This is a genomic window from Clostridium saccharobutylicum DSM 13864, assembly GCF_000473995.1.
In the GTDB taxonomy this organism is placed as follows: Bacteria; Bacillota; Clostridia; order Clostridiales; family Clostridiaceae; genus Clostridium; species Clostridium saccharobutylicum.
In genome coordinates this window covers 2,165,798-2,189,375 of the sequence record NC_022571.1, presented here as the reverse complement: position 1 = coordinate 2,189,375, position 23,578 = coordinate 2,165,798, and the positions used below count along the sequence as shown (strand labels likewise).

The window sequence follows — 23,578 nt, the reverse complement described above, 5'->3', positions numbered from 1 at the left end:
TATGAATGAAGATTTTAAAAAGTATTTTAATACTGGAGAATTTGCTAAGTTATGTAATGTAAAAAAACAAACTCTTTTTCATTATGATGATATTGGACTTTTTTCACCTGAAATAAAAGATGAAAATGGATATAGATATTATTCTGTGCAGCAATTTGAAGTATTTAACGTAATTCTTATTCTTAAGGAAATTGGAATGCCTTTAAAAGAAATTAAACATTATTTAGATAATAAAACGCCAGAAGCATTAATCGAATTATTTGAGAATAAAATAACCCAAGTAAATAAAGAAATTGAAAATCTTAAAAGAATACGTAAATTCATGAAAAACAAAATTGAGATAACTAAAAAAGCTTGTATCATTGACTATTCTAAAATCACCTTAGAAGTTTTAAAAGAAGAGAAACTAGTATTAAGTAAGTCAATAGAAAATCTTAGTTATAAAGATTTTTTGAAAGTTGTATCAGAACATATGGATTATTGTAATGAACATAAATTAACTTCAGGTTATTCTATAAGTTTAATGATAAACAGGAACAATATTTTTAAAGGTGTTTCTGACAATTATTCTTACATCTATACAAAACTAGAAACTAATAGTAAAATTAAATCTACTTTCACTAGACCAAAAGGCTTGTATGCTGTAGCATATCATCAAGGTAGCTATACTACAATTGATGAAACCTATAAGAAACTTATAGAATATTTAAATGCAAGTAACTTGAAAATTGGCAAATATGCTTATGAAGAATATATTTTAGATGAAACAACAATGAGAGGTTTTGAGAACTATATCACTCAAATTTTAGTGGAAATTGAAGAGGACTTTAGCTGTGACACTCCTACCTCCATTTCTTGTAAAACATGCCATTAAAATATATTTTATCTTTTAAAATTGTTATATTAGCTCCATACTCATTAGTTATTTTTTTAGATTTGCCTCCGTTAACTGGAATTTTATAAAGATTTTCATTGTCTGAATAATTTACATAATAAACATAATCATGATTTGGATTTATAAATGTAGCTTTGTTATTAGATAATTTTGCTTTTCCAGTCCCATCTCCATTTATTTTATATAGTTTGTCATCATCTGACTTATTACTATAGAATACAGTATCTTCGCATACAGTCATAAATAAAGTTTCATCATCACAAATTTTTGTATTCTCACTGCCATCCAATTTCATTCTGTAGATTTTATATCCATCAGATATATTGGTATAATAAATCCATTCATTACTTACAGTCATATCTTCTGTACCTGTAGAATTAAGCTTTATCCTGCAAGTACCATCTAAGGATATCTTGTATATATTATTTAAATCAATTGAATGTGAATTAGTTCTTTTAACATAATATATCCAATTTCCTTTTACAAACATATTACCTGTTGCCTCATTTGCTATACATGTGTTTTCTGTTCCATCTTTTTTAACTTTATTTATACTATGATGAAAAGGATCCTTCCAATTGCTATAATAAATCCAGTCATCTACAAGATTAAGATTGCATACTCTATTTGGAATTACTTGTGTATTATAACTTAAGTCACAAAAATCCTTCCTAGGCGGATCATTTTTCTTTATTTTATATAAATAATCAGGAGCTGCTCCATAAACATCTCCAACTCTGTTTATATAATATATATAATCATCATCTTCTACTGCCATCCCATCGTTTACAATATTACCTGATGAATTTGAAACCTTTGAATCATCATTTTTAGGAGCATTTGAACTGTTATAGGCTATAAAATTAAAATTATATATTTTGTCATAAGCACCATATGAATTTTTCTCTATTCCACTAGATGAAAATTTCTTTACAAAAATCATAACTTTGTAATTACCCTCAGTTAGTGGCTGACTATCTTCTATAATAAACTCATTGTATACAGGCATGGCTTTTGAATATCCATTAGTTAATTCTGTATATCCTTTATCATTATCCTTAGCTATAAACACTCTATACTGCACTGAATCGTAGTTACCATAGTCCGAATAATCCCCGTCATACTTGGAGGTCATATTAATTTTAACAGTGTCACCACTTATAACTGGATAGTGATCAACTCCTGCATATTCAACATATGGATTCTGATTTTCAACTGATAATCCTGAAATAGTACCTAAATCTGTATGTGCAAAATCTGTTCCAGATGTATCAGCTTTTGCACTCGTGTTATATGATATAAGAATTAATGCTGCAATAGTAGTAAGTGAAAAAAAACTATTAATAAACTTTGTTGACCTCATATATATATCCCCTCATTTAATTTATTTAAAGCACATTTTAAAAAATAATATACCAGTATGCGTGCCTATTTTGCATAACATCTTTGGTATGTTATTTTCTTTCATGTGCCTAAAATATTTATTTACAGCTCTAAGTGATGCATCTGCAACTTTTTGACTGTTAATTCTATGCATCATCATCTTTGTATCACCATCATCAGTTTCAACAGTAGTTTCCATAAGCACTGCCGGACACCATGCTGAAGATAAAACTACAAGATTTGGTCTATCCTGAAGTGGATATGTATTAGTTTTTATAGTTCTAGAAACTTCCCTCATAAGTATAGTAGCAAATTCTCTTCCTGGTTTTGGTGCAGTTGAATTATATAGTACCGTAGTCCCTCTAAACATATGAACACATTGCATATTAACATCTAGTGGAAGTGAATTATTATGCACACTAAAAAATAAATCTGCATTTAAAAGATTTGCCGGATCTGTTCTATCCAATAATCCTACATTACTATCATCATCTCTTGTTATATATACACGATATCCAGCTTTTTCAAGATTTTCTTTTACTCTTTTAGATATATCCAAATTTAACTGCTTTTCATAAGTAAAATTAGCTGTTGTTCCAAGCTCTGAACCTCCATGACCAGGATCAACAATTATTATTTTAGAATTATCTTTAACTTTTTCTTTAAACGTAACATCTATAAAAGTTGTAAATTCATATCTATTATCTCCTAAGGACAAATATCTTCTCTTTACTGGATTAATTTTAATATCTATTTTTCCAGAAGTCTCAATATCAACTTTAGCTGTGTTATCATCAAGTTTATCTAGCTTTATGTCTTTTATATACTTATTGTCTTTCAAAATTGAATTAAAATTATCAGCTGAACCAGTAACATTGACTTGTGAAATAGTTATTTCAACCTTATTACCATTAATATATTCAGAATACTTAGGCTCTACTGTATATTTTCTAATATCCCCTGCCTCAGACTCTGCACATGAATATGAAATTGGAATTCCTAAAGCTCCTTTATGCTTAACTTGATAATATTTAAAAGCATTCTGCTGTAAATCATACACTTTACTATTAATATCTTCACTTATAGCAGTAGTTTGTGCATTACAATAAAAAGCAGGTAATATAAAAATACAGCCTAGTAACATTCCAAAGACCATACATATAAATTTTTTCATAAATATTTACCCTCACTACATTTTTCTCTATACTGTAGATAGATTTTAATTCTATTTTTCCATAGATTGCTTTACACTATTCATTTACTATAGCAGCTAATTAAAATTAACAAAATAAAAGACCACGAATATTTCTTACTAATTAATATTCGTGATCTTCCAATATAGTCAAACCATAGATAATTCTATAATATTTAATTTTAAGATAAATTATTATAATAAACTCATATGGAATGAATAGATTTAATTACCACTCTCTGCCTGGATCACTTGCCATTGAATTAACTGTTCCTTTTGGATATAATACAGAATAGTGATCTAATTTAGGATCATCATTACTATCTTTTGGCACTTTAAATACAAATAAAATTTTAAATTCCTGTCCTGCTACATATCCTATTATTTCTTCACCATTAGCTGTAACATCATGAGCAGGAGTTCCGAAATATTTTTTAACCATTGAAAGGGAGATCTTATTTAAACGGCTGTCAAAAGATCTAACTTCAAAAATTCTCCCTCCCTTATTAGATCCAAAAACCACATTGTATTTTGAATAAGTAGAATAATTTCCTTTAGCATCAGTTACCCATTCTGATTTATCTGCTTTTCCTAATTTTCCTTCCGCATCTGATATATTTGAGGACTTGTCTGCAAATTCTGAATTAATGATTTTTCCTTCTTGAGCTAAAGTTTTAATGTCATTTAATAGAGGATCTTCATTATTTTTAGTTTCATTATCATTTACAGTTTTATTATCACTTACAGTTTTATTTTCTTCAGATTGCGATTGAATAGTTGAACTTGATGTTTCACTATTAACCTGTGAACTATTTGTTGGATCATCTGAGGACTTACTCGAATTTGAGCATCCCGCCATAAATGTTAAAGATAAAGTTATTGCGATAATTAATGTTAGCTTTTTATTCATTTAAACCATTCCTTTCATTAATATACAAATTAATAGACTTCTATCCATAATTTTGTATATATAATTATACCGTATTTAATTCCATATTAAAACTTTATTTTATCATTACTCTCTTTTTTCGATTAAGTTCTACATAGCTGCCATTAGCCAAGTTTTTAAGATTTTTTATTTGATTATATGTCGCATTAAAACTTTTATGTGAGTAATACAAAAGTTCCAAAAATTCATAAGCCAAATAGAGAAGATTAAGCTACGTTTTATAATCGTTTATCACTTTCATAGTCATTTCAGTCATAATAATTGCCATATCTTTATATGGTATTTTCAAACCGTCATTTAACCATTGATGTATAACACCAACAGTACCTGATATAATAAAAGTTCTAAAAAAGTAAATTTGAATTTCTGGAATCGATTCATTAAAAGGATTATCTGCTGCCATAATAGTTCTTTTAAATTTCTCCATAAATGAATGAGCACAATTCCTGCTAATCAATATTTTAGATATATCTGAATTATTTTGTATATACTCAAACATAAATGTATAAAAAGAAAGTATACTTCCATATGTATATTTGCCTATTTCTAAGTTAAGTTTGTGGAAAGCTTTAATAAAATCATGAAAAACTTCATTTTCCATCTGTTCTATCATATCAAATATGTCTTTATAATAATTGTAAAAGGTTGATCTATTCACATCAGCCAGTTTAGTAAGTTCGCTTACTGTAATATTGCTAAATTCTTTTTCAGACATAAGTTTTATTAAACAGCTAGTTAAAGCATCTTTTGTTTTACGGACACGTCTGTCAACTTTTTTCATTGTAAATTTCCTCCCATAAATGACTCTCTGTTTAATAATCAACATATATTGATTAATTGTTGATTAATCAATAGTTCAAAGCATATTGACCATTGAATACATATAACATATATATTATAATACATATTTGTAGAAGAAAATACAAATCTTTACTTAATATTACTAAAAAGTAAATAAATATAGCAAATAATATATAAATATACACATATACATGTGCGTATTTATATTTATTTAATTATTTTTAAACTACTTAAAAATAATTAAATAATTTAGAATATTTTATAAGAGTGCATTGCATATTGGATGTCTGCATTTACACAAATTTATATATACAATAAAAAATAAAGAAAGAGGGATTGATTAATGGGATTACTAAAAAATTTAAAGGTGAAAACTAAGTTGCTGGGAGCATTTTTAATTGTTGCATTATTAATTGGAATTGTTGGTACCATAGGAGTAATATCACTCAGAAATATAGGAGAAAATGCGAAGGTAATATATAATCAAAATCTTCGAGTTGTTTATATATTAACAGATATGAAAGAAAATTTATCTGAAATAAAATCTGATATATTACAGATGGTATATGTAAGAGATTCTTCTAGAAAGTCTGAATTCAAAAAAAATATTGAAGAAAATAAAGCTGAAAATAATGATTACATAAGGGAATTTGAAAGTTTTCCTCTTAGCGGTGATGAAAAGAATGTATTTGAAACATTTAATAATAATTTAAATCAATATAAAACTTTAAGAGAAAATATTATTAAATTAGTTGATGATGAGAATTTTGATGAAGCTGAAAAGCAATATGTACAAGCATCTAAAGTTAGAATTGCAATGTTTGATAATTTAAATAAACTGATAGAAATAAATTTAAACGATGCAAAACTTGCAGATAATAATATTAATTCAATATATATAAAAGCAAAATCAATTATGTTATTACTAAGCATTGCTGGACTTATACTCGCAATTATAATAGGTTTAATATTATCCAACGATATAAATAAGCCACTTCAAATAATTAAATTATTTGGAGAAAAACTTGCAAACTATGATTTATCATACGAATTTAAAGTTACAAGAGGCGATGAATTTGGGCAAACAGGAGAATATTTATTCAAAGCACAGAATAATATAAAGAAACTTGTTAAAACGATTATTGAAAATTCTCAAAATATGAGTGCTTCTTCAGAAGAACTTTCCGCAACAGTGGAAGAATTATCATCAAAAGCACTAAGTATAGATGAAGCTGTAAAGAATATTACAAGCAATATGCAAGAATCCAGTGCTGGAACAGAAGAAATAAGCGCATCAATTCAAGAAGTTGATTCAAGTATGAATATACTTTCACAAAAAGCTATGGATGGAAGTAATAGTTCAAATGTATCTAAAGAAAAAGCTACTGAAGTTAAAAATATTAGCCAAAAAGCTATAGAAGAATCAAAAAATATATTTACTGAAAAACAAGAAAAAATGATAAAAGTTATTGAAGATGGTAAAATAGTAGATACTATTAAAGTTATGGCAGATACAATAGCCAGTATAGCAGGACAGACTAATTTACTTGCACTTAATGCCGCTATAGAAGCAGCAAGAGCCGGAGAACAAGGAAAAGGATTTGCTGTTGTAGCTGAAGAGGTTAGAACACTTGCTGAACAATCCGCAGATGCAGTGCAAAGTATTCAAGAAACTATAAGTAAAGTACAAGGAGCATTTAAAAATAGCATTGATACTGGAAATGACATACTAGAGTTTATTAATAAAAATGTACAAGAACAATTTTCAAGTTACCAAAAAACAGGTAACCAATATTATAACGATGCTGATTTCATAAGTAAAGTCACAGAAGACATTGCTGCTATGTCAGAGGAAGTTACAGCTACAGTAGATCAAGTAAGTGATGCTGTACAAGATATGGCACAAACAGCTCAACAATCTAGTGAGGAAGCAGAAATGATAAAGGAAAGTATAAATGAAACAACTCAAGCAATAGAACAAGTTGCATTAACTGCTCAAAGTCAAGCTGAACTTGCTCAGACACTTAATGAAATAATTCAAAAATTTAAGATTTAATCAATGGCTTAGATTTTCATAACATATATTTATAATCACATTTTTTAAAACTTAGAATTTACCTCTTAGTAAATGGTCAAGCTTAGAGGTAAATTCCCACAAGAATAACTGAATGGAAAGTCTAATTACTCATCTAAAAGTATTTTTGTTTCTTTTCCAATTGAATCAGAAAACAGTTCAAAATACTTTTTATTTTCCTTTTTTAAGGATATAATCTTCCCATCTTTATTAATAAAGCAGTGTTTACTTTCTCCAATAGCCTTAACTTGTTCTGTAGCTGCATCTACTATTGTGTAAACTATACTGAATTTTGCATTTGAAAAATGCTCAAGCTTCGTAATTATATAAACATACTCTCCAAACTTTGTTACTGTTTTATAATTACAATTTATAGAGACAACAGGACTAATGTATCCTTCCTGCTCCATTATTGAATAATCTGCACCAATTTGTTCCATGTAATCAACTCTTGCTTCCTCAAACCATCTTATATAATTTGAATGATGCACAATCCCCATTTGATCTGTTTCATAATATTGTACCTTATGCAAATAAGCTTTTAATTCCATATTTAAAAATTCCTTTCATATCCCCTAAGGCACAATCAAGAAAATAATAGACCAGTATGCTTACCTATTTCGCGCCATACTGTGTCATCAAAATCAACTGATAGCTCCACTATGAGCTAATTTCACTTCCTTGTCTCACACGAAATATGCATCACATCTTTGGTCTATTATTTTTTTGATTGAGCTTAAATCTTCTTTATTGTAAATAATATCAGCTCATGTTATTTATTCTAAAATATCTTTATACTCATCTTTATTAGTCATGACTTTATCCACATATGAACATGCTGGAACAATTTTTTTATTTTCCGCTCTTGCATATTCTATTACTTTTTCTACTAATTTCATAGCTATTCCTTGACCTCTTAGTGAATCAGAAACATAAGTATGATTAACAATAAGCTTATTATCATCAGTTGAAATAAATGTTATTTCTGCAATTGGATTTGCACTATTTTCTCCAATATAAAATTTATCTTTATCTTTTTTTATTTCATTCATAGTAACATCTCCTTTTATATCATATATATTTACTATTACCAATAATGTTTTATATTATTTAATTTAGATTTCTCCCACTCTTACCGTCAAACTACTTTTTACCTTTAGGCACATGAAAGAAAATAACAAATCCAAAATGTCATGATTATTTTTCATCAGGCAAGGAAGTAGATTTATCTCATAGTGGGCTATTAGAGGAATCTGCTGATGAGCAGAGAACTCAAATCTATGATTTGGTGTGAATCGCTTACTCAGTGAGCGTATGCGAGTCGAGCTTCCTCTGATGAAAAATAGGCTTGGCAGATGGACTTGTTATTTTTTTGAATTTACCTTATGCCAATTGTAAAAATCTTTTAAATCTGCTTTACGTTCCTGTGGTAACGCTGTTTTCTTACACCTTCCAGTGCTAACAATCTATAAATACACGCAGAAGCATCAATTTCTTGTATTTTCAGCCACGCCTGTTCTGCACCAATATCTTTTAATTCATCATAAGTAAATATACCTACTTTATTCAACTGCCTTTCAATTTCTTTTCCGATATTAGGTAGTTTTGATAATTCTCCCATAATGAAACTTCCTTTCAAATTACTATTTTTCTGCATATTATATAAATAGTCTTCACTTTGCAGTTAAATGCTAGCATGTATTATTTATTAACATATTATATCACAAGTTCATTCATTCACAAGCAAATGCATATAAACACAATAAAACAGACAATCCAATTTTTTGAACTGCCTGCTAATACATAAATTATATGAATGTTCTCTAATATTTTTAACACTTCTTCCTTGTTAAATTTTGAATAGATAGCTTATGTTTTACTTCAATTTATTTACGTTGAAATGGCTAAAAATTCAAACTTTGTAAAGAGATATATTTCTTTTAACAAAATATAACATTATTCTTAATTTTTTCTTGATTGAAAATTATATTATTGATATAATAAGGCACAATCAAAAAATAGCAATTCCATTTGCCATGGATATTTTGACTCATTATTTGTTTTTATGCGCCTAAAGCTAATTCCTTTAAAATAAAACAACTTTACAATAACTCAATATATATGTAAAAAGTCATATTATGAATATATATGAGAAAGATACTTAAAAATAAAACTTTTTGTATATTGAAATATTTTTAACATTATGGAGGTAATAAATGATATATATAACTATTCTTTTGGTTATATTAAAATCTCATCCTGTACTTAGTATTTTAGGATGTATTCTTTTTGGTATTATTAGTCAAATTATTTTCCCAAAAAAAATTAAATTACATTTATTAAAATTTTCTATAGCTTTCTTTGTAATTATTATTGCTAATATTTTTGTAGGACATTTTTTAACAAATATGCTTATTGACAATTTGGGAGAAAAAGGAGAAGCCATCATTGTAGATAATTCACCAACGTCAAACCAATACAATAATCGAACGGTTTATCGATATAATGTTATGATTAAACCTACTAATTATAGCAATGTTATTTCAACTTACTTTTTATCATCGGATTTTAATATTATTCATAATGATTCATTAAATCAATATTATTATCCTTCAACTGGAATTAAGTTTAATGTAAAATATATAAAAACTTATCCAAAAGCTTTTGTTATTATCGCCAATGATGATAGTGATTATGCCAAACAACTTAAGATTAATAAGTATTCAACAGAAAAATCTACAATAGAAAACCAATTGAAAATGGACCCTGAAAACTCCGTTCTTAAGGAAAAGCTTGAGGAATTGGACAATCAAATTCATGCTATTAGTGGTAATAATAGCGCTAATAGTGAGTATACAACACAACTTCAACTTAATGAATATTCAGTTAAAGCATCTAATATAGAAGATCAATTAAAATTAGATCCTGAAAACTCTACTCTTAAAAAAAAGCTTGAAGAATTAAAAATAAAAATTCTTTCTATTAATAACAATAATTTTGCTGGAGAATTAGTAGCAATATTCGGTGGAAAAGGTACGGATTCTGGGAAATTAAATGATGCAAGATATATTACTATAGATTCTGATAATAATGTTTGGATAGGTGATTATATTGATGGACGAATTCAGGAATTTAATAATTCTGGCGAATTCATTAAGGCGATTCAAATAAATGCAGATAAAAATGATTCTAAACTAATTAAGGGACTAGCAGCAGATATGAATGGAAATTTATACGTCTCTTCTGGTAAAACAATTCAAAAATATAAAACAACTGATGGTAGTTTATCAGCAACTTTTAGTGGAGAAGATTATTATGGTCCCTTAGCAGTTGATAAGGATAATAATATATATTTACTAACTTCTTCTGCATTAGAAAATACTTTATTTAAGCTAAGCTCTGACGGAACTATACTTGCTCGTTTTAATAATATTATAAAAAAAGCTAATAATGATGATCCAGGTATGAATACTAATTTATCATTAGATAGTTCTGGTGATATCTACATTTTTAGTGAATACAACAAAAAGATATATGTATATAATTCTAATGGAGAATTCATTAAATATTTAGATTTAAAGTTCAATAATAAAGATATCGACATTGAAACAATTTCTATAGATAATAACGATAATTTATATATAAAAAGTTTTACTGGAAATTATAAATTTGATCTTAATGGTAATTTACTTAATGTTTTACCTACTAAAAATTATTATAGTACTGCTATAGATTCAAGTGGTAATATTTATATGTCGCAAAATGACGATGTATTTGAATATAATCTAAATAATCATACACAGGAATAGAGCATTAGCTGGTAAGAGAGAAATAGCATTATTTATATTTTGCTTTTGTTCATTTAGAATTTTTGCTAGATTTTTATATTCTTTTATCGTAGTAGTTAGTGCTCCTATGTTTAATTTAAAATCGATAATTGTATTCTTCCTACTTCACGATTTATATTTTTTTGAATGTACCTTATTTGATATATATGTTTAAATATGATTTATTCATTGATTTAGTCATACAGTGCCTAGTTTTAATGTATATTTCATATGCTATATATAAACAATTTTACCTTAGTATATATTTAATCATCACTATGATGGTGATGATTATATTTATGGTAATATTAAACATTGTGCTTCAAGCATTCATAGCTTTTATTTCATCTAATAACTTAGAAAACTATTTTAGATCTATAATTTTTCCACTCTCAACTATGTTTTCTTCAATTTCTTTAATGCTAATCTGATGACTAAATGAATTTAGCCTTTCTTTAAAATAATTAGCAAGTGATTTATCTTCACACCATACATAACAACCCTTAAGCCCTCTTGTCATAAGTATTCTATAAGTGTTTTTAATAAGCTCATCACTTATTTTTAAAGCTTTTTCTTTATCTTCTTTATATAATTTTTTAACTCCATTTAAACTCTTATCAGTTCTAGCTCTTTTAAAGAAATCTGTTGTTATTTTTCCATTTTCAAATCTTAAATCCTGTCCAATTATTACTCCAATATAATCAAATTCAAGTCCTTGACATGTATGAATACAGCCACACTCATTAACTGATTCTGCATCAATTGCCCAAGTAGAACTATTACTTAAATTCCATTTCATTTTAAAATCATAATCTGGAAACTCTATATCATACTTATTGTAGTTTTCTTTCTTTTTAGTTATCCATTCATAACAATATCCTGCAACTAATCTTGATTTATTATTTATCTTATTTTTCTCTTCAATAGCTTGTCTCATTTCATTTGGATCATCAAATACTTTGAAATCAAAATCAAATTCAAGCCATCAAAATTACCACTTTCATTTATTTCTAAGATATCATCAAGCCAAGCTACATATCCATCAGAACCATTACATCTAAATTGAGAAGTAAGCTTTAACTTTCTAGTTTTAACATCTAATACTTTTGCATGATTTTCAATTTCTTCAATGCTTCCGATATCATCCATAGTCACTCTTTGATTATTATCAACGAAGAATATAGACACTTTGGCAGTATTTATAATTTCTTTAATTTGATTTTCCCCTATATTCTTAAACATACCTGATTTAGCATTAAGTCTATGAGCTTCATCTACAACTAAAACATCAATTTCATTTTGTGTAGTATCAGTATACACACCTGATCCCTTGAATAAGTTATTAATATATTTTTGAGTATAGTTTCCCTTAAGCTTTTGACAATATACATTTCTAGGAGCAGCATTTTTAGTTACATATTGGCAATTAAGATTCATATTGCAAATCTTAACAAGAAGATTAACAGCAAGAACAGACTTACCTGTCCCTGGCACTCCCTCAATAATTATTGTCTTCTTCTTTTCATTTTTAATACAATCACGGACAGTTCTCATAATACTTTCAAATGCAACCTTTTGATCATCAATCATAACGAACTCTTCATTACCATCAATCATAACCTTAAGAGCATCTTGAAGAGACTTTGAAGGTGTTATTTTACCACCTTCAATATAATAAATACCTTTCCCCTGATCAGGCTTTTTAACATATTTGCAAATAAATTCTCTAAGTTTAATAACGTCACCTTTAGCATATGCAGGAGATTTATGTATCCAATTTTTATAAACTTCACTCTCAAGAGGATCATTTTTCTCTTTCCTAATGTAATTATGTAAATAAGCACAAGGATGTAACTTAATACTTTTCTTTTCAACAGAATCATTATAATCCTCAATTAAACTAGCATATGACCAAGCCTGATAAGATGGATGTGCTGTTTTTATCTTACTCCTGTTTAAAACAGTCTTTACAATACCATCCTCATCTTCTACTTCCTCTAATTCATTCCACTGCTTAAGTTCAACAATTATAACATTTTCCTTATCATCTTCATCAAGTCCAGTCAAAATAAAATCAACCCTCTTAGAAGTTGCAGGAATCCTATACTCAATAGCAACTCCACATTCATCTGGTATTTCATCTGTACTTAAAGCTTTAAACATATAAAGCATAGAATTATCCCATGCTCTAAATTCATTCTCTCTAGATTTTCCTATTTTATTTTTATATTCCCTATCAATTAAAATACTGATTTCATCATTTGTTACATGCTTCATAAAATCTTTTTTACTAGCTTGATATACAATCACTTTTTAAGTTCTTCTCTTTCTAATATTTTCCAGCTTTTATGTTTATTATAGCATAAATTAATATAATATGATTAAAGCTGAGATTTTCAAAATATAGAAAATCTCAGCTTAATTATTAACTAATTAGATACTTTTGGTCTATTGACAATTCTAAATTTCTTAACTTCATCTACTGTTAATATTAATTTTAATTATATAGTTTCATAGTACAAAGTGTTCAACAATTTTTTTGCTATCTCAATCCTATCTTGTTTTATTAATTCTTCTTCATTTTTTAATTTCTTTTTCAGTTTCTTTCATAGCTTTTTGCTTAATTTCTTCTATCATAAATGCATTGTTAGCTATCATATTTTCCACGCCTTCTTTATCAGCTTCTAATATAATAATTTATCTTTTTTATAATTATTATAACTCTTTGTAGTAAATTGCAACTTTCTAAAACTCTCTATTGTTAATAGCCCGAATAAGAACTTCATTTTATGTAAATATAAATATTTATATTTTAAAATCTTTTAATATATTATTTATCTTTTCATCTGGAATCTTATGTGTTTTTAATACTTTTTCTAATTTTGTAATTACATCTTCCTTTAATTCTATTTCAGAAATTAAATCATCTATTTTATTAATAATTGATAATTTATTCATAGACGTAGTAATATTTTTGTTTAATTTATCAGTTTGGCTATTTTTTTGAATATCATTTCTTTTTTTAGAAGCTAATCTTATCTCATTACTTATTTTCTCACCTATCAAGCTTAATTTTTTTATCAAAAATAAGTAATCATCATTTTTTTCAAAATCATCTCTTCTAGCATTTGGAATTATACCTTTATCTAATATTATTATTTCACCTATTACCCAACCGTTAAATCTATCCTCTTTAAAAAGTCTATTTGCAGAAAATCTATCGCCTATTAATAATCCTGATTTTCTAAATCTTAATCCTTTTAAATTCTCTTCTGTTATTGTTCCAAGCAAATTGCTTTTACCATACCATACAAGTGCAACTAATTTATCATCTTTAATGTCATTTTTAATCACTTCAACATATACATCTTCAATTTTATCTAATATCTTTTTTTTCAAATCAACTACAAGCCTTGACCTATATGGCTTATAAACTTTTGTAGATACATCCTCACTACATAAAAATATATTATATTCATCTATCTTTATACTTAAATCATTTAATTTTTGATTTATATCTTTTCCAAATTCAAAACTTTCAATATTATATGGAACTGGAGCAATTTCTTGAAGATATTCAAGTACTTTTTCAAAATCTAATAATCTTAATTTTTGATTAACATTTATTAATCTAACTTTAAAATAATGCATTTCCTTTTTTTCTTCTGCAAAATTTATATTACTAGATTGAACTATTACATCTTCTAATTCTAAGTTTTCATATTTTCCCGGTGATAATCGTTCTTGTAATTTAACGCCATCAAACACAATTGATGATTTAATATTTTCTCCAGTAGTTGATGTTTCAAAAATTATTTTATCACAATAACCTAGTCCACTTAGTCTTCCAATTCCTCTAAATCCTTTATTGTAATCAGATTTCTTTTCTGAATTTCCTATATCCATTAATACATGGTATACTTTATCTTTACTTATCCCTACACCATTATCTATGATTTCAATTTCACACTTGTCTTTTAGTATGTTAACTGTTATTTTACTATCTTCTTTGTTGATAATTTTAGTCTTAATGGCTTTATCTATAGAATCAGCGGCATTTTGTATATACTCACGATATAATACATATGGATCTACATACATACCTGTAGTTAATGACTCTAACGTATATTTCCCTATTGTAATTTTTCCCATTTTATCCTCCATATTATATTGAGAAACCTAATTGAAGCGCAGTATCTTCTTTTATTTCATCAATAACTTTTGTCGCTTCATCCTTACTATAATATTTCTTAAGATAATCAAAAATTCGATTTAACAATGATTCAAATAATTCTATATTATCAAATTTTCCAGAGCATAGATTATTTACTATAATATCACATTCCTCTTTTTCTATTATATTTGTTGAATTCCCCCATCGTAATATGTACATAAATTGTCTTGGTGTAGCATATACCTGTGAGAAATAACTCATAAAATCTATATTTGAGTTACATTGCTGTTCTAACCATGTATATAATAAATCTTTTCCCCCTTCTTCTTTAAAAATATATTTAAACATTTGAAGTTTAGGTATCATTTTGTTATTATTAACCATATATCTTAATAAATCTATATATTTATAATTGAAATCTTCTTTAATATATTTAACTATAATATCTAAATCTGAAACTCTATTATCAAGATATAATTTTTCTAATATATTAATCAAACCTGGGTCTGTTAAATAATGAATAAATAATTTTTTTTCATTATTTCCTGTCAATTGTTGAAACGCAAAATAATCAAATTTGTTTTTTCCAATAACCTCAATAAATTTATCTTTTCTTTTTTCATCTATAGAATTATATAATGCTTCCCACGCTGTCCTCTTCTTGTTAAATTCATTATAAGTATTAATCTTTAATTCCAGCTCATTCCCACTAATATTTTTAATCTTACTTGGGTCACCTCTTGAAACTATGTACGATTCTGGCATTAAAATTGTTTGCATGAATTCCTCTACTGTTTCACCAAATGCTGCTTCAAAAAACGATTTTCCACTTACACCTTTACCTTGAGTAGGAATTAATATACTTTGCACCGCTCTAAGAAATTTTTTATTCCATTTGGAGCCAACATAACCTCTATGTTCATCATCTAATGGTATATATCTCATTGGGAAAGAAAAAATAGACACTTTTTCACCATTAATTTTCTTATTTAGACCTTCTTGTAAATCTACATTTAGCCTTAGCCTATTATATAAATCTTCTGGTGCATCTGCCTTATATTGTTTTCCCTTTCCAGAAAAACTTTCAGCATTATATAACAAATAATTTGATAAATATCTTACACCATTTGTTGCAGCCATTGTAATCGCCTTTGCATAAACATCTTTATCTTCTATATGATCAAATGCGATTCTTGCTGGTTTTATCGCAATCATTCCTAACAACTTAGCTTTTTGCTCTGTAATTAAAAACGCATCTAATCCTTGATTAAAATCAACAAATCTTTTTTTCACTTTTCCTGTCTTTGGATTTATATATGTAGCATCTTTTGAGAATCCTAATTCTATTATTTCACATATTATTTTATCAATATCTTTCGATTTCAAAACATTATTATCCATTAACAATAGGTCTTTCTTTTGTCCATAGAGTTCATTAACTTTGTTAATTTGATCTTTTATAGATATGAATGATTTATACTCTGGTTCTAATGTTTTTACTGCGCAAAAACCGCAGTTCATACCGCAGCCTCTTGTTGTATAGGCGTAATAAGCATCCTCATTTTCATAAGAATATTCTGTATTATCTAAAATGCTATAATCAGGAGTCAAAATATCTATATTAACCTTATCATCATATCCAATTGCTATTGTATCAGTTAATTGTCCTGTATTTACTGTTACACCTGTATCTTTTCTTAATTGTTCTGACATTAGTGTCGCAAGAATCCCCCCAGTATATACATTTTCTTTTCCTACCAAACTTTTAGCATAATCTATTGCTTTAATTGTTTCTTCATATTCAAATGTAAATAAAGTTGAAACATAAACTCTATCCCATTTATTATTTTTTATAATATCATTAATATTATCTATATAATTATAAAGATTTTCCTTAAATTTTTTTTTATAATATTTACTATTTTCAAGTTGTTTAATCACTTCTTTAGATAAAAATTTTGGAAGTTCACCTTTTGAAAACCAAACTGTATCATTTCTAATCTCTTTATGATAATATGCAAATTTCATTAAGCCTAGAGGAGGATATTTACATTTGTAATTTGGTTCTATCAATAATATATTTGCCATATATATTTCCCTTCTAATTTTATTAATTATATTATAACAAAATTATTCTTTTTTGTCGATCAAAAGAGGTTACATTAAAATTCACCTCTTTTTAATAATAATAAAAGATATATATTTTTATATGCTATTGTCTCTATTTGCTACTATATCTTTTAATATATAACTCAATCAATAATCTATTTGCCTTCCACCCATTTTGTAACGTAACTGGTTGTACACATAGCAAACTATCTGAATGTATCCAACCATTTAACAAATCTATAAAATTTTCTTTATTTATGCTTGTAAGAAGTGCCTTATGTTGCTTATCTTCTAATATTTTTTATTTCTTAGCATATTCACACATTTGCCGAAATATGTAGCTAATTGATTTCCATTAAACTCTTCCGAAAATTCACCCATCCATAACTTAGCAGTATATTCCATAATCGACCTACACAATCCTGCTGCTGCTTGTGGATAACAATTATAATTTAGACTCTCTAATTCCGCTAAAATCTGTTTTCCTTTTTCACCTAGACACAAATATTCTTGCTCCGTATACTCTCTGCTCAATCTTAATGCAACGTTAGCATTTTTTGAGTGAGGTGTTATTTTTTTTGGTGCACTAGGTTCTTCTGCACTACCCCCATCTAAATCTTTTTCATTTTTAACATCATCCTTATCTTCTATATTAGCTTTGGAAGATTGTGAGCTATCATTTTCAGGTTTATCTCCCGTACTATATACACAATCGTCCTTTAAGTTTGAATCATCGCTATCATTTGACTCCTCGGATTCATTACTATCTTGTTTAGCAATGCCATCTTTGTTAACTTGTGATTTGTATTCATCAGGCAATTTTTCAATATATTCATTAAAATCTTCTTTAAGCCTAAAGTTATTTGTTGCAACATTATCAATAATATCAGAAATCAGCTTAGATAACATTTTAAAAGTTTGTTCACAATCATCCAAATATTGTATATCATTATTTTCATTAAACGTAATATTATATATTGTTTTGAACTTTGCAAATCCGATTACTCTCTCTAATTTAGAAGACCATCTATTACTATTCATTTTATTTAACAGCTCTTCACTAATGAGCGAATTATTCTTTACAAATTCTATTATAGAAAATGTCCTATCTTTATTTCCTTCTCTTGCATTTGCTCGCCTTTTAACTTGTGCATCCCATCTAATTCTTCCTATTCCATCATTTGAATCTTGATGAATTTTAGATAAAACTTTTTTTGCTTCTTCAAGATTTTCATACACTATGCATTCTATTTTTTGAGACATATCTATATTAGGTTTTATATTGTATATTTTTCCAACATCGGGTACATTTGTACTGATTTTTTCATTATTTTTATATTGTAGCATTAATTTAATGCATGTAATCCTTCTATTTCCATCAATTACAATATATTTTTGTATTTCTTCATCATACCAAACAATTGGAAATTCAAAAGGATTTAATCCATCCCTAGATATATCATAAGCGAGATTCATCATTTCCTTCATTTGTTTATCATATTTCTTATTAGGTATTTTGTTGAACATTGCTATAATAGCTTCTATTTCATTATCTAAAGACTCTATATATCTATAATTATCTGGATTTATATACAGTTCATCAATTGCAAGTTTTTGTCTTGTTGTCTTATTCATATTGTTACCATCCCTTTGTAATACTATTATATATAATTAACTAAACCATACGTATTATATTGCAAATTTACTTATAAAATGGATATATTCCACAATATATAATATTTTTTATTGTCAAAAAGCAAACTTTGAATTACCTTTTATTTTTATGGACAAAATCATATATCTTTTCTTCTATCGTATCATATTTTTCAGCTTCAATCTCTTTTTCTAATATTTTAAGTATTCCTCTTACAGTTTTTTGTATATCCCTACTAATTCCTTTTAGTGGATTTTGATTATTTCCTTTAAAATCATCATCTTGTAATTTCTTAGTTAAATCCTTAACTTTACCTTGAGTTTCACTAGTTTTTTTTTCAATTTCTAAATTATTGACTATAGTTTTTCTACCTAATTCATTTAGCCTTTGTGAAGCATTCTCTTTTATTTTTTTATTTTCCTCAAGTTTATTGTTTATATCCTCCACTTCTTTTTCTAATACTTCCTTTTCTTCTTGAGTTAAACGTTTCTTTTCTAATTTTATCTTAATTTCATCTAATTTTTTTTCTGCTTTTTCTATTTTATCATCAGCATTATTTCTATCTGACATTTTTCTTGCAACCAAGATTAATTCCTTAGTTATTTTAGTCATTTCTTCTTTAACAATGCTATAATAATAACTATCTTCAAAATCATCTCTTCTAGCATTTGGAATAATATTTTTTTCTAAAATATATATTTCACCAATATAATATTTATTAAATCTTTTTTGACTTTCAGAATCTCCAAATAATTTTGATACAGTATCAGCATTTCCTATCATTATATTGTTTTTTCTGAATCTTATTCCTGCAATATCATCATCATTAATTCTACCTTTTCCTATTCTTCTTTCACCATACCATAAAAAAGCTAGCTTATTATCATTTTCATCTTTAATAATCATTTTTCTAACAGCTACAATATGGTCATTATCTTTTCCTTTAATAACAGTAGAATATAGTTTTGTTATTCTTCGTCTATTTATTTGAATTGGATATTCCTCAATTGGTATTTCATTTTCATTCATATACTTTTTAATTCCATCTTTTAAATCTGAATAATAGTAGAACTTTCTTGAATCAATTTCTATTGGTGCAACTTGTGCCAAATACATTTTCACCCTATATTCGTCTAATAAATTATTTTTATCATCTATACCTTCTAGCTTAACTTCAAAATAATGCTTTTCAATATCTTCACTTACTTCCTCTACACTTACACAAGCATCTATTACTTGTACCAAATCTAGTTCATTATTTAAATTTGGCTTCAATAATTCTTTTAATTTTTCACAATCCCAAGTTACTATACTACATTTATCTTCATTTCTGGTTGATGTTATAAAGCTTAATTTTTTACAATATGCTGTTCCTGCTAATCTTCCAATCCCCCTAAAACCACGATTAACTGAATAATCCTTTGATGAATTTCCAATATCTTTCAATGTAGAACTTACATTTTGATTAGATATACCAACTCCATTATCTCTTATTTTAATAATTTTATTATCCTTATCAATTGTAATATCAATTTGTGATTCTTCTAGAGAAGCAATCCAACCTAATTCTACTGCCCTATCTATTGCATCCGTTGAATTTTGAATATACTCTCTATATACCACCATTTCATTTTCATACATTCCAATAGTTAATGAATCTAAAGCAAATTTGCCTACAACTGCATTAGAATTATTCATCTTCTTCACACTCTCTTTCAATTATGTCAGCATTTTGCTTATATGATGGATAAGGAAATGAAATTTTTAATGGAGTTCCAAAAATAGAATGTTGTAAAATTAATTCGCCTTTTCCTAACCTAGTCATCATATTTGAATATACTTTTGGTATATACCTATAATCAGATTTACATACCTCTATTGCATTAGTTCTACCATATACATGGGTAGAACAATTTCATTTTATTCTATCATGAATATCACTTTTAAATTGCTCAGCTGAAAATAATATAATTCCCTCTGATCTACCTCTCTCAGTTATCTCCAAAAGATATCTCAATATTGGCGAATTTTTGGGAGTACTTGATCCAGCATATTTATTTAATTCATCAACAAATATTATTATTTGTTTAGGAATACTTTCCTCTTCTCTATCTGTCTCTCCTAACTTTAATTCATAAACACTTTTAAGAACATCACCAAATACTAAATATTGCAATTGTTCTTCTAACTTTGCAATATCAACTACTAATACTTCATTGGAATTAATTTGTTTAATTTCATCACTAAGATAGCACTGATTTTTATCTTGATTAGTTGATTTTGCTTCTTGAAAAATTTGATTATTTACTGATTTATTAAGTAATCTTTTAAATTTGCGCCAGGATTGTACTGTAATATCATTTCCCTTACGATTTTTTTCTCCTGCTTTACAATAATCTCCCAGCTTTTCTTTAAAATCACTCCATGTTAAATTAGAAAATTCACTACTTTCTACGATAAAATTCATTATTGACTCCATTGTATATGTTGGGTCATCTACATTACTAAATAATAAATCTAAATCTGATTTATGTTTTGTATATGTATATATAAAATTTTTAATGATCTTTTCGTCTCTTTGCCTTTCCAATGATTCTTTTTCCAAGGATGTGTTAGCATAATAAGATTCTAGATTACTCCTATACGGATAATAATATTTCACATTATCAAATGGCTTACATTCTAATCCAGACTTTTCCCAAGAATCAATTTGTTGTTGTGTTAATTTTATATTATCTTGATCTAATCGTAGTAAATCTGCACCTTTAACATTAAGCACTATTATTGCTGTATCATCTGTTTTTTGCTGTATGGCTTGCATTAAAAACATAGCATAAGATGTCTTTGTTGCTAACCCTGAAATCCCAGAAATATTTAAATGTGCTCCTTCCGGTCCTATTAAAAATTCTTTATTTAATGCAATAGGTACCGATATATCATTTGTTCCTTCAATAAATCCAGCTGGAATAGGATTTTTTATTTCACTCAAGCCTAATGCTTCTTTAACCTCATCTTTTTCTGCAAAATATATTGGAGTATTATCCTTTAGAGGCATATATACATCTTTAGTATTACTGATTACAGAAGCAGTTGCATAAGTAACACCTATACGTTTTGTCATAGGTTCGCACTCTAGATCTCCAAAATCTGAAGAAATATAGTTACTTAAATGTCCTGCACTATCTGTTAAATGGTATATATCTTTTACTATAGCATAAGAAATTGACTTCTTTTTTCCAATATTATTTTCAGCTTTTATTATATCAAACGGCTTAACTTCTGCTTGGTCATCTAACCAGAATATGAATTCGTCATTACTTGTTGGATTTTTCTCTGTTGCAGATACTCTTCCTATCTTATTTAACATAATAAGTCTCCCCCTATATAATATTTAAAAATATCTTTTCATTTAAAAAACTTTCTTTTAACATCTTTTCAGTTAAGTATATTGGATATAAATGATTGCACCATCTTGAATCTCTTCCATGACATGTAGAATTTCTTTCACACAGTAACGCTTGTGAAATTGTATTTATCATATCTGTATCAAACCCTAATTCTCTTTCTTCCTCATTAACTGCAATTTTTTCAACCTTTATAATTCCATCTAATGGATTTCTAACCAAACGCTCAGGCCTTATCCTCAAATACCATGTGCCTATAACTCTATTGCACCCCTTAATTTCATGTTTCAACACAGGTGTTCTTTGCCCATATTTTAATTGTGTTAATGCAGAAGCAATATGAATCTCTTTAGCGTTAAACATCCCTCTTTGATTAGGATTAAAAGATTTAGATATTCCTATTACAAATGTAAATAATTCATCATTTATATTATCCTCTAAGAATTGCAATGAACCATCCAATATTAACATTCTATCACTTCCAAGTTTTCTGTTAGTGACCATTTCTTCTAATGCCGCAATTTCCATATCATGCATTTGACTTAATATTTTAGCTATTGCTGCGTTTTCTGGTCTTTCTTTACTCTTAGCAGTTGAAATATTATACTTTATTGGATAAAATCCGACATTATTTATACTACAACTTTCTATAATTTTCTTTATATCTATGTAGTCTTCTTCATTAATATGACTATATAAAGCTATTAGATTTTTTCTTTTCAAAAGTTCTTTTTTCATTTTTCCTGTTTCTGCATTTCTTGAGCAAATAGCAGTACCAATTTGCCCTGCTATAATAGGCATATATTCGCCATCTGCTGTTTGCATGTCAGCAATTTTATACGTATATCTCGATCCATCTAAAAAGTATTTAAAAAGACTATAATATCCTCTTTGCGGTATATTAATAAAAAATTCTTTATTTTTATTATTACTCTCATGCGGTCTAATTATATTATAAATACCAGTATCATCTTGATAGGGCTCCATTAATTCATTGTCAAGATTAAATCTATCTGTTTTATAGCATTTAATATTTAATGATTGCAATTTATTTATAATTCCTAAACTTTTCCCCATATAATCACCTATTTTATATTATTACTACTATTTAATAAA

General features: G+C 27.0%; 18 protein-coding genes and 1 pseudogene. 3 read left to right on the top strand and 16 right to left on the bottom strand.

Annotated features, from left to right (window positions below; genetic code table 11):
* Position 1 precedes the first annotated feature (1 nt).
* Positions 2 to 874, top strand: a complete 873-nt coding sequence (locus tag CLSA_RS09415) for a MerR family transcriptional regulator (protein ID WP_022745864.1) — start codon at positions 2 to 4, stop codon at positions 872 to 874.
* On the opposite strand, the gene CLSA_RS09410 is transcribed toward CLSA_RS09415, so the two are convergent.
* From CLSA_RS09410 to CLSA_RS09395, 4 genes are all read right to left on the bottom strand, one after another.
* Positions 843 to 2,258 (bottom strand): DUF5050 domain-containing protein, encoded by a 1,416-nt coding sequence (locus tag CLSA_RS09410; RefSeq protein WP_022745861.1) that lies wholly within the window; start codon positions 2,256 to 2,258, stop codon positions 843 to 845. The genes CLSA_RS09415 and CLSA_RS09410 overlap by 32 nt on opposite strands.
* Before the next feature lie 21 nt (positions 2,259 to 2,279).
* The gene (locus CLSA_RS09405; RefSeq protein WP_022745858.1) at positions 2,280 to 3,452 is read right to left on the bottom strand and encodes an N-acetylmuramoyl-L-alanine amidase family protein; all 1,173 of its coding nucleotides are present in this window, start codon (positions 3,450 to 3,452) and stop codon (positions 2,280 to 2,282) included.
* A gap of 247 nt (positions 3,453 to 3,699) precedes the next feature.
* The gene (locus CLSA_RS09400; RefSeq protein ID WP_022745855.1) at positions 3,700 to 4,380 is read right to left on the bottom strand and encodes a YjgB family protein; all 681 of its coding nucleotides are present in this window, start codon (positions 4,378 to 4,380) and stop codon (positions 3,700 to 3,702) included.
* A 250-nt stretch (positions 4,381 to 4,630) separates the two neighbouring features.
* Complete coding sequence (locus CLSA_RS09395) at positions 4,631 to 5,200, bottom strand: TetR/AcrR family transcriptional regulator (protein WP_022745852.1); 570 nt, start codon at positions 5,198 to 5,200, stop codon at positions 4,631 to 4,633.
* A gap of 363 nt (positions 5,201 to 5,563) precedes the next feature.
* Between CLSA_RS09395 and CLSA_RS09390 the strand changes: the two genes are divergently transcribed.
* Positions 5,564 to 7,276 carry a methyl-accepting chemotaxis protein gene (locus tag CLSA_RS09390; RefSeq protein WP_022745849.1) on the top strand — a complete coding sequence of 571 codons (1,713 nt, stop codon included), beginning with the start codon at positions 5,564 to 5,566 and terminating at the stop codon, positions 7,274 to 7,276.
* A 125-nt stretch (positions 7,277 to 7,401) separates the two neighbouring features.
* Here CLSA_RS09390 and CLSA_RS09385 read toward each other — a convergent pair whose 3' ends face one another.
* From CLSA_RS09385 to CLSA_RS09375, 3 genes and pseudogenes are all read right to left on the bottom strand, one after another.
* Positions 7,402 to 7,845, bottom strand: a complete 444-nt coding sequence (locus tag CLSA_RS09385; RefSeq protein WP_022745846.1) for an acyl-CoA thioesterase — start codon at positions 7,843 to 7,845, stop codon at positions 7,402 to 7,404.
* Between the two features lie 225 nt (positions 7,846 to 8,070).
* A complete protein-coding gene (locus tag CLSA_RS09380) occupies positions 8,071 to 8,346 on the bottom strand; it encodes a GNAT family N-acetyltransferase (RefSeq protein ID WP_022745844.1) in 276 nt (91 codons plus the stop codon).
* Positions 8,347 to 8,658: 312 nt separating this feature from the next.
* Positions 8,659 to 8,915: pseudogene (locus CLSA_RS09375) on the bottom strand (TfoX/Sxy family protein).
* A 595-nt stretch (positions 8,916 to 9,510) separates the two neighbouring features.
* On the opposite strand from CLSA_RS09375, the gene CLSA_RS09370 reads away from it, so the two are divergent.
* A complete protein-coding gene (locus CLSA_RS09370; protein ID WP_022745837.1) occupies positions 9,511 to 11,103 on the top strand; it encodes an NHL repeat-containing protein in 1,593 nt (530 codons plus the stop codon).
* A 382-nt stretch (positions 11,104 to 11,485) separates the two neighbouring features.
* On the opposite strand, the gene CLSA_RS24280 is transcribed toward CLSA_RS09370, so the two are convergent.
* The 9 genes from CLSA_RS24280 to CLSA_RS09335 all read right to left on the bottom strand — a co-directional run bounded on the left by CLSA_RS24280 (position 11,486) and on the right by CLSA_RS09335 (position 23,539).
* Positions 11,486 to 12,058 (bottom strand): DNA/RNA helicase domain-containing protein, encoded by a 573-nt coding sequence (locus CLSA_RS24280; RefSeq protein WP_250638016.1) that lies wholly within the window; start codon positions 12,056 to 12,058, stop codon positions 11,486 to 11,488.
* Positions 12,055 to 13,431 carry a DNA/RNA helicase domain-containing protein gene (locus CLSA_RS24275; protein ID WP_250638015.1) on the bottom strand — a complete coding sequence of 459 codons (1,377 nt, stop codon included), beginning with the start codon at positions 13,429 to 13,431 and terminating at the stop codon, positions 12,055 to 12,057. The genes CLSA_RS24280 and CLSA_RS24275 overlap by 4 nt, the downstream gene beginning before the upstream one ends.
* A 495-nt stretch (positions 13,432 to 13,926) precedes the next feature.
* The gene (locus CLSA_RS09360; protein ID WP_022745831.1) at positions 13,927 to 15,273 is read right to left on the bottom strand and encodes an ATP-binding protein; all 1,347 of its coding nucleotides are present in this window, start codon (positions 15,271 to 15,273) and stop codon (positions 13,927 to 13,929) included.
* 13 nt (positions 15,274 to 15,286) lie between these two features.
* Positions 15,287 to 17,383, bottom strand: coding sequence for a radical SAM protein (locus tag CLSA_RS22010; protein ID WP_022745827.1), 2,097 nt, complete (start codon positions 17,381 to 17,383; stop codon positions 15,287 to 15,289).
* 312 nt (positions 17,384 to 17,695) lie between these two features.
* Complete coding sequence (locus tag CLSA_RS09350) at positions 17,696 to 19,039, bottom strand: hypothetical protein (RefSeq protein ID WP_022745825.1); 1,344 nt, start codon at positions 19,037 to 19,039, stop codon at positions 17,696 to 17,698.
* A 133-nt stretch (positions 19,040 to 19,172) separates the two neighbouring features.
* Positions 19,173 to 20,756 (bottom strand): ATP-binding protein, encoded by a 1,584-nt coding sequence (locus CLSA_RS09345; RefSeq protein ID WP_022745822.1) that lies wholly within the window; start codon positions 20,754 to 20,756, stop codon positions 19,173 to 19,175.
* On the bottom strand, positions 20,749 to 20,886 hold the full coding sequence (locus tag CLSA_RS23100) for a hypothetical protein (protein WP_022745819.1): 138 nt from the start codon (positions 20,884 to 20,886) through the stop codon (positions 20,749 to 20,751). Before CLSA_RS23100 ends, CLSA_RS09345 begins: the two co-directional genes overlap by 8 nt.
* Before the next feature lie 87 nt (positions 20,887 to 20,973).
* On the bottom strand, positions 20,974 to 22,425 hold the full coding sequence (locus CLSA_RS09340; protein ID WP_022745818.1) for an ATP-binding protein: 1,452 nt from the start codon (positions 22,423 to 22,425) through the stop codon (positions 20,974 to 20,976).
* A gap of 13 nt (positions 22,426 to 22,438) precedes the next feature.
* Complete coding sequence (locus CLSA_RS09335) at positions 22,439 to 23,539, bottom strand: hypothetical protein (RefSeq protein ID WP_022745816.1); 1,101 nt, start codon at positions 23,537 to 23,539, stop codon at positions 22,439 to 22,441.
* Positions 23,540 to 23,578: the final 39 nt, after the last annotated feature.

Excerpts from the sequence above, each read along its gene's own strand:
- CLSA_RS09415 (WP_022745864.1), top strand. The coding sequence starts at position 2 with ATGAATGAAGATTTTAAAAAGTATTTTAATACTGGAGAATTTGCTAAG.
- CLSA_RS09410 (WP_022745861.1), bottom strand. The coding sequence starts at position 2,258 with ATGAGGTCAACAAAGTTTATTAATAGTTTTTTTTCACTTACTACTATT.
- CLSA_RS09405 (WP_022745858.1), bottom strand. The coding sequence starts at position 3,452 with ATGAAAAAATTTATATGTATGGTCTTTGGAATGTTACTAGGCTGTATT.
- CLSA_RS09400 (WP_022745855.1), bottom strand. The coding sequence starts at position 4,380 with ATGAATAAAAAGCTAACATTAATTATCGCAATAACTTTATCTTTAACA.
- CLSA_RS09395 (WP_022745852.1), bottom strand. The coding sequence starts at position 5,200 with ATGAAAAAAGTTGACAGACGTGTCCGTAAAACAAAAGATGCTTTAACT.
- CLSA_RS09390 (WP_022745849.1), top strand. The coding sequence starts at position 5,564 with ATGGGATTACTAAAAAATTTAAAGGTGAAAACTAAGTTGCTGGGAGCA.
- CLSA_RS09385 (WP_022745846.1), bottom strand. The coding sequence starts at position 7,845 with ATGGAATTAAAAGCTTATTTGCATAAGGTACAATATTATGAAACAGAT.
- CLSA_RS09380 (WP_022745844.1), bottom strand. The coding sequence starts at position 8,346 with ATGAATGAAATAAAAAAAGATAAAGATAAATTTTATATTGGAGAAAAT.
- CLSA_RS09370 (WP_022745837.1), top strand. The coding sequence starts at position 9,511 with ATGATATATATAACTATTCTTTTGGTTATATTAAAATCTCATCCTGTA.
- CLSA_RS24280 (WP_250638016.1), bottom strand. The coding sequence starts at position 12,058 with ATGAGACAAGCTATTGAAGAGAAAAATAAGATAAATAATAAATCAAGA.
- CLSA_RS09360 (WP_022745831.1), bottom strand. The coding sequence starts at position 15,273 with ATGGGAAAAATTACAATAGGGAAATATACGTTAGAGTCATTAACTACA.
- CLSA_RS22010 (WP_022745827.1), bottom strand. The coding sequence starts at position 17,383 with ATGGCAAATATATTATTGATAGAACCAAATTACAAATGTAAATATCCT.
- CLSA_RS09350 (WP_022745825.1), bottom strand. The coding sequence starts at position 19,039 with ATGAATAAGACAACAAGACAAAAACTTGCAATTGATGAACTGTATATA.
- CLSA_RS09345 (WP_022745822.1), bottom strand. The coding sequence starts at position 20,756 with ATGAATAATTCTAATGCAGTTGTAGGCAAATTTGCTTTAGATTCATTA.
- CLSA_RS23100 (WP_022745819.1), bottom strand. The coding sequence starts at position 20,886 with ATGATGACTAGGTTAGGAAAAGGCGAATTAATTTTACAACATTCTATT.
- CLSA_RS09340 (WP_022745818.1), bottom strand. The coding sequence starts at position 22,425 with ATGTTAAATAAGATAGGAAGAGTATCTGCAACAGAGAAAAATCCAACA.
- CLSA_RS09335 (WP_022745816.1), bottom strand. The coding sequence starts at position 23,539 with ATGGGGAAAAGTTTAGGAATTATAAATAAATTGCAATCATTAAATATT.